At 69.2% G+C, this 9,576-nt stretch carries 7 protein-coding genes; 4 read left to right on the forward strand and 3 right to left on the reverse strand.

Features of this window, described 5'->3' with window-relative positions; all coding sequences use genetic code 11:
• The 3 genes from ACLBYD_RS13905 to trmB form a co-directional block, all read right to left on the reverse strand.
• Positions 1–3,421, reverse strand: a 3,421-nt coding sequence (locus ACLBYD_RS13905; RefSeq protein ID WP_447816902.1) for an MMPL family transporter, incomplete at its 3' end; no start/stop codon positions are given.
• A gap of 9 nt (positions 3,422–3,430) precedes the next feature.
• On the reverse strand, positions 3,431–4,123 hold the full coding sequence (locus ACLBYD_RS13910; RefSeq protein ID WP_026061641.1) for an NYN domain-containing protein: 693 nt from the start codon (positions 4,121–4,123) through the stop codon (positions 3,431–3,433).
• Positions 4,120–4,866 (reverse strand): tRNA (guanosine(46)-N7)-methyltransferase TrmB, encoded by a 747-nt coding sequence (gene trmB, locus ACLBYD_RS13915; RefSeq protein WP_006552698.1) that lies wholly within the window; start codon positions 4,864–4,866, stop codon positions 4,120–4,122. The genes ACLBYD_RS13910 and trmB overlap by 4 nt, the downstream gene beginning before the upstream one ends.
• Before the next feature lie 135 nt (positions 4,867–5,001).
• Here trmB and ACLBYD_RS13920 point away from each other — a divergent pair, with 135 nt between their 5' ends.
• The 4 genes from ACLBYD_RS13920 to ACLBYD_RS13935 all read left to right on the forward strand — a co-directional run bounded on the left by ACLBYD_RS13920 (position 5,002) and on the right by ACLBYD_RS13935 (position 9,557).
• Positions 5,002–5,646, forward strand: coding sequence for a hypothetical protein (locus tag ACLBYD_RS13920; protein WP_447816903.1), 645 nt, complete (start codon positions 5,002–5,004; stop codon positions 5,644–5,646).
• Positions 5,643–7,028 carry a hypothetical protein gene (locus ACLBYD_RS13925; RefSeq protein ID WP_447816904.1) on the forward strand — a complete coding sequence of 462 codons (1,386 nt, stop codon included), beginning with the start codon at positions 5,643–5,645 and terminating at the stop codon, positions 7,026–7,028. Before ACLBYD_RS13920 ends, ACLBYD_RS13925 begins: the two co-directional genes overlap by 4 nt.
• 38 nt (positions 7,029–7,066) lie before the next feature.
• Complete coding sequence (locus ACLBYD_RS13930) at positions 7,067–7,444, forward strand: DUF6802 family protein (RefSeq protein ID WP_447816905.1); 378 nt, start codon at positions 7,067–7,069, stop codon at positions 7,442–7,444.
• 280 nt (positions 7,445–7,724) lie between these two features.
• Positions 7,725–9,557: a phosphoenolpyruvate carboxykinase (GTP) gene (locus ACLBYD_RS13935; protein ID WP_060650332.1), complete on the forward strand. Its 1,833-nt coding sequence runs from the start codon at positions 7,725–7,727 to the stop codon at positions 9,555–9,557.
• The last annotated feature ends 19 nt before the right edge of the window (positions 9,558–9,576 follow it).

Raw genomic sequence — 9,576 nt, forward strand, 5'->3', positions numbered from 1 at the left:
CGCGACGCTGCCGGGCGATCAGCTCACTGACGCTGATCGAACGGCCGCTGTCGGGACCGTGGCGTCCACGCCTCCGCGACTCCGCGTCGTTCTGCTCCGGCTGCGATTCGTCCGCTCGCGCTTCCGGCCGCTCGCCGGCCGGGCGGGGCGGCTGCTCCGGACCACGGGACCGGGAGGGCAGAGGCGGACGGGGACCGTTCTGTGTCGGCGGCTGCATGCCCTGTGTCGGCGGTTGCATGCCCTGCGTGGGCGGCTGCTGAGTACCCGGCACGGGCGGTCGGACAGGTCTCTGCGCCGGAGGTCGCTGGGCCTCCGATGTCGGGGGACGTTGCGAGTCCGGTGCCGAAGGCCGCTGGGGCTCCGGCGCCGAGGGGCGCGGTGCGTCGGAAGTGGGCCTCGGCCGCTGGGCCGAAGACTCCCCGCCGGGCGACGTGCGGCGCAACTGCGACAGCCAGTTCTCGATCGCCTGCGGATCCCGTCCACGACCGGTGCCGGGTTCGCTCGGCCGCGGAGCCTGGGCACCGGGCAGAGCTTCCGCATCGCCCGGGACAGCGGGCGGTCGGACGAAGGACTGCGGCAGCGGCGGCGGAACCTCCCCGCGCTGACGGCGGGGGAGCGGAGGCACCGACGACGGCGACGACGGGTCGGACGCACCCCGCTGTGTCTGATCGAGCGCACCGCGCTGTGTCTGATCGAGCGCACCGCGTTGTGTCTGATCGAGCGCACCGCGTTGTGTCTGATCGAGCGCACCGCGCTGCGTGACATCGCGCTGCGGCATCTCGGGGGCACGACGTTCGGGCTTCTCCGGGACACCCTTCTCCGGGACACCGCGCCCAGGAAGAGCCGAGCCGTTGCGCTCGTCCACCGGCGGCCGATCCTCCGGGCGACGACGCGGCTCCGGGACCGGACGCGACGGACGCCCCGGACCCGTACCGGGCTGAACCGGACGGCTCGCCGGCGTCGGACGCCCGGCTGCGGGCGGCACACGTTCGCCGTTCCGCGGAGCAGCAGGCGGACGACCGGACGCGGACGCGGCCGGGCGGACCGGGGGACGGCCCGGGGCCTGCCGTCGCACCGGCGGCGGCGTGAGATCGCGGAGCTTGCGCTGTTCGGCGGCCGGCCGCGGCGGAGCGATCTTGGGCAACGGCTGCGTGAGGTCGGAGCCGCCCTCGAAGGCACCTGCCGGGAAGCGGTGCGCGCCCGTGGCCGCGACCGTCGCCGGACCGAACATGCCGACGGTGATGAGCTCGGGAACGTCCTCGGGCATCAGTTCGTCGGCGAGGATCGGCTCGCCCAGGCCGATCTTCTCCTGGATCCGCTTCATCCACGCCGGAGCCCACCAGCAGTCGTCACCGAGCAGCTTCATCACGGCGGGCACGAGGAACATGCGGATGACGGTCGCGTCGATGATCAGCGCGGCGATCATGCCGAACGCGATGTACTTCATCATCACCAGCTCCGAGAATCCGAAGGCACCGGTGACGACGATGAGGATCAGGGCGGCCGCGGTGATGATGCGACCGGTGTGGGCGGTACCGATACGGATCGACTCGGTGGTGCTCGCCCCCATCGATCTCGCCTCGACCATTCTGGAGAGCAGGAACACCTCGTAGTCGGTCGACAGGCCGTACACGATCGCGATGATCAGCACGAGCACCGGCGACATGATCGGCCCCGGGGTGAAGTTGAGCAGGTCGGCGCCGTTGCCGTCGATGAAGATCCAGGTGAGGATGCCCAGCGTCGAGCCGAGACCCAGGGCGCTCATCAACACGGCCTTGACGGGCAGCACGAGCGAGCCGAACGCCAGGAACATCAGCAACGTCGTCAGCAGCACGACGACCACGACCATCAGCGGCAGGGTCTCGAGCAGGGCCCCGATGGAGTCCTGCTCGATCGCCGGGGTGCCGCCGACGAGCACTTCGACACCCTCGGGCCATTCGGCTGCGTGCAGGTACTCGACGGTGTCGGCGGACTCGTTGCGGTCGGTCAGACCGGCCTTGAGCACACGGACGCCGTCCTTCGCGGGGCCGGTGATCTGGAACTTCTCGACGAGGCCGGGAGCTTCGCTGGCCGTCGTGATGATCTTGTTGAGGTCGCCGCCCTCGGCGCCGCGGACCACGAGCTTGACCGGCTCGGCGCGCTGGCCGGGGAACAGTTCGTCGAAGGTCTCCTGCGCGACGCGCGTGGGGTGCTCGGGCGGCAGGTAGGTCTCGTTGATGCCGCCGAACTTGATGCCGGTCAGCGGCATGATGAGCAGCAGCAGGCCGATGACCGTCGGGATGGTCACCTTCATCGGGTTGACCATCACCCAGCGGCACAGGCGGCCGAGGAAACTGTTCTCGACCTGCTCGTTCGACTGGATCTGCCCGAAGCGCTTCATGCCGAACTTGTCGATGCGCCGGCCGAGGATGCTCAGGATGGCGGGAAGGATCGTGATCGACAGCAGGGCAGCCAGTGAGACCGCCGAGATCGCGCCGTAGGCGACCGACTTGAGGAAGCCCTGCGGGAACAGCACGAGGCCACCGAGGCTGGTGACGACCATCGTCGCCGAGAACACCACCGTGCGACCTGCGGTGACGACGGTGCGTCGCACCGCCGCCGGGGTGTCGTAGCCCTCGGCGAGTTCCTCACGGAACCGCGACACCATGAACAGGCCGTAGTCGATCGCCAGGCCCAGGCCGATCAGTGAGACGACCGGTGCGACGAACGAGTTGACCTCGGTGAAGTTGGTGATCAACCGGACGATGCCGTTCGCCGCGACGATCGTGAGACCACCGGTGATCAGCGGGAGAGCGGCCGCGACGACGCCACCGAAGACGAAGAACAACAGGATGCCGACGGCCGGGATCGCGAGGATCTCCATGCGCTTGATGTCGTTGGCCATCGTGTCGTTCAGCGCGCCGGAGATCGGCTGCAGACCGGCGAGCTGCACGTCGACGCCGTCGATGTAGAAGGCGTCCTTGACCTCGCGGAAGTTGCCGGTCAGCTCCGTGTCGTCCTCGCCGGCGATGGCGATCGACGCGATCGCGTGCTGGCGCGACGGGTCGGCCAGCGTCGGCAGCGACGGTGCGTTGTCGGTGGGCCAGTACGCACCGTTGATCTTGAGGATTTCGTCGGGATGCTCGGCGACCAGCGAGTTCAGGCTGTCGGTGATCTTCGCGGAGAACGCGGGATCGTCGACCGTGCTGCCCTCGGGTGCCGTGTACAGCACCAGCACGTCGCCCGCGGTGTCGCGGCCGAAGGTGCCGTCGGCGAGCTTGGCAGCGGCGACGGACTCCGAACCGGGATCGTCCCAGCCGCTCTGGCTGAGGTGATCGTTCAGGCTCAGCCCGTACCCGGCGAGCGCGAGCAACCCCGCGACCATCACCGCAATGACGGTGAAGCGCGCGCGGTAGACGAGCTCTCCCCAACGGTCGAACACGTAAGTCTCCTATTCGGCGACGCTCTTGCGCCCCACCAGGAGAGCAGAAAGCGGTCGGAACGGCTGCAGCCAGGCACCCTCGTCGGGCAGCGATTCCAGGCTGACGCGGGGCAGCGGTTCGCGGAACACACCGGGAATGTCCTCGAGATCGAGGAACTCGATGATCTCGGAGGTCACCGCCCAGCTGGCGTGCTCGCGGAAACCGAGCACCTGGGTCGCGATGCCCTCCTGTGCGAGCCGCTCGAGGGGTTCACGGAACGCCTGCCCGTCGGCGGAGGCCACCATGACACCGGCGAGACCCTCCCGGTGCCTCAGCTCGATGTGGTTCAGCATGTCGGAGTCGACATCGCTGTCCTCGTCGATCTTCGGCTTGGCGAACACCGCGAAGCCCACATTACGCAGGGCCTCGACCCAGGGGCGGACGACGTCCGCGCTGCCGGGGGCGATGTTGGTGAACACCGTGGCTTCGGGTTCGAGGGTCGCGGAGTGCAGACGCGACAGTTCGGCGGTGCGCCCGAGCAGCCACCGGCCGAGAGCGTCGAAGCGCGGGCGGTAGGCGGCGGTGGGCCGGCCGCCGAGGATCGCGCCGAGGCCCATGTCGAGGTTGGGTGCGTCCCAGACGAGCAGGACCTTTCGGACCGGCTCGACGCCGTCGATCGCGGAGGAGTCGGTCACGCCGGGAAGCTCTTCATGGACACTCATGCTCCGATCTTCCCCCAGACGAACTCGTTGATCGCGCTACCCACCTGGTGTGCCTTGTCCTCGAACTTGGTGACGGGGCGTTCGAGGCTGATCGGGGAGGTGCCGGTGAAGCGGGCGAGGCGCGGTTCGGCATCGCCCACCTCGGCGATGGCCTCGGCGTAATCGGCGTGGTCGGTGGCCACGTGCAGCACTCCACCGGGCTTCAACCTGTCGGCGATCAGGGCGAACGTCGGGGCCTGCAGGAGCCGGCGCTTGTGGTGGCGGGCCTTGGGCCACGGATCCGGGAAGAACACCCGCACGCCGGTGAGCGACGCGGTGGTCAGCATCTTCTCGAGCACCTCGACGGCGTCGCCGCGCAGGATCCGCAGGTTCCGGATCGGCGCGTCGGTGTTGCAGCTGCGTTCGATGTTCTGCAGTGTCTGGGCGATGCCGGGCTTGTAGACCTCCACGGCGATGAGGTTCACCTCGGGCTCGGCCTGGGCCATGGCGACCGCGGCGGTTCCCGTTCCGGATCCGATCTCGAGGACGAGGGGCGCGGAGCGGCCGAACCATGCGTCGACGTCGAGCGGTTCGTCGCCGACCTCCTTGCCGAGTTCGGGCCAACGACGGTCCCAGCACTGCTGCTGGGGGTCGGTCAGCGATCCACGGCGGGACCGGAAACTCGTCACCCTGGGGTACAGGCGGTTCCCGCGGGTCGGGCGCTCCTCGAGCGTCTCGGTGGTGTGCTGATCGGCTTCGTTCACCCGTCCATTGTCGCGTATTCCGAGAGTGTGTGGCGGGAGTGACCTGAGTGGCCACAGTGTTTTCTCAGGGAAGCATTCGTTCGGCTGCCCGTCAGCGGTCTCTCTGCGACAATCTCCCCCGACGATCGGGGGATCATGACGGGGGAGTTGTGGCACCACCTCGCCGCGCAGGTCGAACAACTGGATGCACAGGCAGGGCGGTTGATTCGCAGGGCGCTGGCCGAGCATACGGCCGCGCTGCGGGTGCAGGTCGCGGGGCGGGCCGGGACCGGCCGGGAAAGCGTCGAGACGCAGGTACGCGAACTGCTGCTCCGCAGGGTCGATATCGAGGGTGGGGAAGTAGACGCGGCCGTGGCCGGAGTGGCAGTGGACACGCCTGACGGTCCCGACCCGGTCCTCGACGGTGACCTCGTCGTCTACGTCGTGCCGCGTCGTCTCGACCCGGCCGTCGCCCATCCGGCCGACCGCGCCGCGCTGACGGTCGTCGATCCTTGTCGCCTCGTCCTCGTGGTGACGGGTGGGACGGATGACAGCGAGTGCGCTCTCGTCGCGCGTGCGACGGGGGTGCCGCCGGATCAGGTGGTCGCGGTCCGCGATGAGGAACTGCTCGGGGAACCGCTCGCCGCGCGTGCGGTCGTGGCGCGCCGCCTACGCGACGAGGAGCTCGCCCGGGTCGTGGCGGGTGTCCCGGCGGCACCGCAGGTGCGCGAACTCGTCGAACAGACACTCGACCTGGTCGGGCTGGGCCCGATGGAGTCCGTCGCCGCGGGACCGCGGTGACACCGCCGAGCGGACTCGTGGATCCGGCCGACGACGTCCTGCGCCGATGGAACCCGCGCGGATGGATGGGACTGCACCGGCCGGCCGCGACCGGCGTGCGGGTCGTCGGAGTGCCCGGTTCCGGCGCCGGCACGCTGGCAGCGGAGCTACGACATCTGGGCGGGCTGGACATCACGGACGACGGCCGCGCCGTCACCCTCGTGGTGTTCGACCCGTCGGCGACGATCGGCCGCACCGAACTCGACCTCGTGCGCGCGGCGGCAGCCGAGTCGATCGAGGTCGTCTGCGCACTGACGGGCATCGACCGCTTTCCCGACTGGCGTGCGGTCCGCGACGCCGACGTCGAGATCCTGCAGCGGCACGCGTCCTGGCTGCCGAGGGTCGTGATCCTGCCCGTGAGCGCCGCGGCCGCGCGGCGGGCACGCGAACTCGAAGACGACGCGAGCGAGGCGGTCCGGCAGACCCTGCTCACCGCGTCCGGACTCGTCGAACTGCGGGACGTCCTGGCCGCCACGATTCGGTCGTCGCACGACCCGCGACGAGCACGCGCAGCGATCATCGCCGCCACCCGGCCGATGATCGAGGAGGAGATCGGACGACTGAGCGCGGAGGACGAGGAAGGGGGCCTGCGTGCGGAGCGCTCCCGCCTCACCGCCGCAGCACCACCCGCGACCTCCGGCCCCGACCTGCGCCGGCTGCAGGTGACGCTGTTGCAGGAGGTCGCGATGCGCGTGCGGGCGGCGTCCACCGCCGCGGGCGAGGTGCTCGAGACCGCGGACGCGGATGCGGTGGTCACGACGATCGACGCCCACGTCGACGACCTGTGCGCGCGGCTCACCGACGAGACGGCCCGGATCGCACCGGGCACTCCGGCGCCGGAACCCACGCGCACGGCCCGCCCACCGCAGACCGCGCGGTCGATGGAGGACACGCTGACGGTGGTCTTCGGTGCGTCGGCGGGCGCGGGTCTCGGCAGACTGCTCCTCACCCCGTTCGGGGACCTGCCGGGCTGGATGTCGCTGGTGGTCGCGATCGCGTGCGCGGTTCCGGCCGCCGGATGGCTGATGCGGATCCGCAGGCGCATCGCCTACCGCGACCGGATGCGGCGGTGGATCGCCGACGAGCTCGCGACCGTACGGGCGGAACTCGACACCTGGATCCGCACCCGCATCCACGAGACGGAACTGCATTCCACCGCGCTCGCGGTCGCCGCCCGCGACCGGCACGCGACCCGCGTGCGGGAACGCGTCGCCGCGATCGACGCGGAGATCACCCGTCGCCGGGGCGAGCGGCGTGCCCGCATCGCCGCGTGCGAACGCGACCTGGCGGCACTCGGACACATCCCGGAACCGCAGGGTGCCGGGGTGCGTCCAACCGGATAGGAGCGATCCGGCGCGTGCCGGGTCGGAAAGGGGAGACGATGGCCGAATTCGCCGGCTCGGGTGGCGCACCCCAGCCGTTCACCGATCCTTTCGATCCGTCCGGGTTCGATCCGTCCGAGGTGGCCGCCTGGGCCGACGAGCTCGCCCCGACGACCGACCTCGACGGTGACGGCGCCGCCGAGACGGTCGTCGCCGATACCGAGCACTGGGGAGTCGGTGGCGACTGGGGCGACGGCCTGGTGGTGGCCACCGACACCGATCTCGACGGCAGCAGCGACCGCCTCTCGGTGATCGCGGACGACGGCCGTTACGGCGTGTGGGAATACTGTCGCGAGCTCGACGGATCGGGTCGGTGGAGCCGACTGGACACAGGTAGCCTTGAATACGACGTACACCACGGAGAAGAGTCGAAGTGATTCATATCCGGCTGCGCAGCAGGGGGAGGGGACGGTATTGTGCGCAAGTTCTGAATCGTTTCTGTGAGATTTCCGACCGGCCCCGAGTGACGCCGGTCGGCATTCCGACGTTAACCTCTATGAAAAGGACATCCGGCGCCTACTTCGCCTGTTCGGCCACGGACGAAGTAGGTGGTACCCCTGCCGAGAGGGGCAAGCCCGGGTCTGCCCTCGTCCGCACAGAAGAACGTGCAGGTCGGAGGTGGGATCCCGGTTCCGGGCACACCCCAGGAGAGTTTTGATGACCTCAGCGACCATTCCCGGTTTGAACGGTACCGACGACAAGCTCCCGACCCAGCATGCCGAGTTGCTTGCCTGGGTCCAGGAGATTGCCGAGCTCACCCAGCCCGATCGTGTCGTATGGGCCGACGGATCCGATGAGGAATGGGACCGTCTGACCTCTCAGCTGGTCGAGGCCGGCACCTTCACGCGTCTGAACGACGAGAAGAAGCCGAACTCGTTCCTGGCCAATTCCGATCCGTCGGACGTCGCACGCGTCGAGTCGCGCACCTTCATCTGCTCGAAGAACGAGATCGACGCGGGCCCGACCAACAACTGGGTCGACCCCGACGAGATGCGTGCCACGATGACCGAGCTGTACCGCGGCAGCATGCGCGGACGCACCCTCTTCGTCGTGCCCTTCTGCATGGGCCCGCTCGGTGCAGAGGACCCGAAGCTCGGCGTCGAGCTGACCGACTCGGAGTACGTCGTCGTCTCGATGCGCATCATGACCCGCATGGGCAGCGCGGCTCTCGAGAAGCTCGGCACCGACCGTCCGTTCGTCAAGGCGCTGCACTCCGTGGGTGCGCCGCTCGAGGCCGGTCAGCAGGATGTCCCGTGGCCGTGCAACGACACGAAGTACATCACCCACTTCCCCGAGACCCGTGAGATCTGGAGCTTCGGCTCCGGCTACGGCGGCAACGCCCTGCTCGGCAAGAAGTGCTACTCGCTGCGCATCGCGTCGGCCATGGCGCACGACGAGGGCTGGCTGGCCGAGCACATGCTGATCCTCAAGCTGATCTCGCCCGAGGAGAAGGCCTACTACATCGCCGCGGCGTTCCCGTCGGCCTGTGGCAAGACCAACCTCGCGATGATCCAGCCGACCATCCCGGGCTGGCGTGCCGAGACCCTCGGCGACGACATCGCGTGGATGCGTTTCGGCAAGGACGGCCGCCTCTACGCCGTGAACCCCGAGTTCGGCTTCTTCGGCGTCGCGCCGGGCACCAGCGCCGACTCGAACCCGAACGCGATGGCGACCATCGAGGCCGGCAACACCATCTACACCAACGTCGCGAAGACCGACGACGGCGACATCTGGTGGGAGGGCATCGGCGGCGAGACCCCGGCGCACCTCACCGACTGGCTGGGCAACGACTGGACCCCCGAGTCCGGCACCAATGCCGCGCACCCGAACTCGCGTTACTGCACCCCGATGTCGCAGTGCCCGATCCTCGCCCCCGAGTGGGACGACCCGCAGGGTGTGCCGATCTCCGCGATCCTGTTCGGTGGCCGCCGCAAGACGACGGTGCCCCTCGTCAGCGAGTCCTTCGACTGGCAGCACGGCACCTTCCTCGGCGCGACCCTGTCGTCCGAGCAGACCGCCGCGGCAGAGGGCAAGGTCGGTAGCGTCCGTCGCGACCCGATGGCGATGCTGCCCTTCCTCGGCTACAACGCCGGCGACTACCTGAACCACTGGATCACGCTCGGCAAGAACGCCGATGAGGACAAGCTGCCGAAGATCTTCTACGTCAACTGGTTCCGTCGCGGCGACGACGGCCGCTTCCTGTGGCCCGGCTTCGGCGAGAACTCGCGCGTGCTCAAGTGGATCGTCGACCGCATCGAGCACAAGGCCGGCGCGCAGTCCACGCCGATCGGTTACGTGCCCAGCGCCGCCGACCTCACGCTCGACGGTCTCGATGTCGATCCCGCCGACGTCGACGAGGCCCTGAAGGTCGACGTCGAGGAGTGGAAGGCCGAGATCGACGGCATCGCCGAGTGGTTCGAGTTCCTCGGTGAGAAGGTGCCCTCGGGCATCCGCGACGAGTTCGAGGCCCTCAAGCAGCGCCTCGGCTGAGTCCGTACACGACGACGAA

The organism is Rhodococcus sp. C26F (assembly GCF_053345925.1).